The sequence below is a fragment of the Actinosynnema sp. genome, from assembly GCF_052038725.1.
The window spans coordinates 1-1654 of record NZ_JBQGCX010000463.1; the positions used below are offsets into that span (position 1 = coordinate 1).

At 75.8% G+C, this 1654-nt stretch carries 2 protein-coding genes; both read right to left on the reverse strand.

Features of this window, described 5'->3' with window-relative positions; all coding sequences use genetic code 11:
- Window positions 1-912, reverse strand: a 912-nt coding sequence (locus ACTUAL_RS09360) for a glycosyltransferase (RefSeq protein WP_440899976.1), incomplete at its 3' end; no start/stop codon positions are given.
- On the reverse strand, window positions 909-1654 hold a 746-nt coding region (locus ACTUAL_RS09365), incomplete at its 5' end, for an exopolysaccharide biosynthesis polyprenyl glycosylphosphotransferase (protein ID WP_440899977.1). The genes ACTUAL_RS09365 and ACTUAL_RS09360, both read right to left, overlap by 4 nt.

Genomic DNA, 1654 nt, shown 5'->3' on the forward strand with positions numbered 1-1654 from the left:
GGTCGAGAACGAGGTGGGCAGCGTGCGCCGGCCCTGGCTCGCCGTGGTTCGCAGCAGGGGCACGCAGCCTGCCGCGTGCGCCTCCAGCAGGGTGACGGGGAAGCCCTCCCACGCGGCGCAGTGGAGGTAGACCGAGTGACGGGCCAAGGCGCTGGGCACCTCACCGCGGCCCAGCCACCCGGTCACGGTCACGTCCGCGGCCTCCAGGACCCGGCGCAGCGCCGGGTCACCGTCGCCGATCCACGTCGCCCGGACGGTGAGCCCGGCGGACCGGGCGGCGGACACCACCGAGGCGAAGAACGCCGGGTCCTTCTGGGCGCAGATGCGTCCGGCCCCCACCACGGTGAGGTCGCCGGGCGCCCCGGCCCGGGGCTCGTCGTGGTCGGCCCGTCGCTGCGCGGGGACGGTCGACGGCGGCGCCAGCTGAGGCACGACGACGACGCGGGGCCGGACGCCGCGGGGGGCCGAGCGCTCGGCCTCACCCTCCGAGCAGGCGGCGACGACGCTCGTGTTCAGCAGGAGGGCGAGCTCCACAGCACGCAGGACCCACCTGGCGGCCCGGGGGAGGTCGAGCCGCTCGAAGGCCCAGCAGTGCGGGGTGTAGACGACCGGTCGGCAGGAGGAGGCGCGCACCGCCGTCCGAACGTACAGCCCGGCGTATGAGGAGTGGGCGTGCACGACATCCGGACCGAGTCTCTGGACCGTCGCGCGCACGGCAGCGCGGCGGCGCAGGTGGCCGGAGGGCAGCGCCGTCGCCGACGCGAAGCGCCCGGAAGGGGTCGCGGACGCGCGGTCCGCGCGGTCCCCGGACCAGAGCAGGTGGTGCTCCAGGTCGGGGGTGGAGGCGACGTAGCGGTCGACGGCGCTCGCGACCCCGCTGGCGTAGGTCTCGGTGACGTGGAGGACCCTCACCGCGCACCTGCCCGGGCGCCGCGCAGCACCACGAGCACCGTGCGCAGCAGCAGCACCACGTCCAGGCCGAGGGTCCAGTTCTCCACGTAGTACAGGTCGAGCTCGGCGGCGTCCTCCCACGCGACCTCGTTGCGGCCGCTCACCTGCCACAGCCCCGTCATGCCGGGCTTGGCGAGCAGGCGCCGGCGCTGGTGCGGGCGGTACAGCGCCACCTCCGCGTCCCGCTGCGGGCGCGGCCCGACCAGGCTCATCTGGCCCGTGAGCACGTTGAACAGCTGGGGCAGCTCGTCGAGGCTGTAGGCGCGCAGCACCCGCCCCACCGGGGTCACGCGGGGGTCGTCGTCGACCTTGAACAGCGGGGTCCCGGCCCCGCCCTGGGCCCGCAGCAGCTGCTGCAGCTCGGCGTCGGCGTCGGCGACCATGGTGCGCAGCTTCCAGATGCGGATGGTCGAGCCGTCGTAGCCGACGCGCTCCTGACGGTAGAAGGCCGGCCCGTCGCTGGTCGCGCGGACCAGCAGCGCCAGCGCGAGCAGCAGCGGCGCCAGCACGACGACGCCGACCGCCGCACCGGCGAGGTCCACGCCTCGCTTGAGCAGCCACCCGGTACGGGAGAAGCTCGGCTCCTCCAGGTGCAGCAGGGCCAGCCCCGCCACGGGCCGCACGTGGATGCGGGGGCCGGCCACGTCGGCGACCGACGGCGCCACCACGAGCTGGCGCCCGGTGCCGCGCAGCGCCCAGCCCA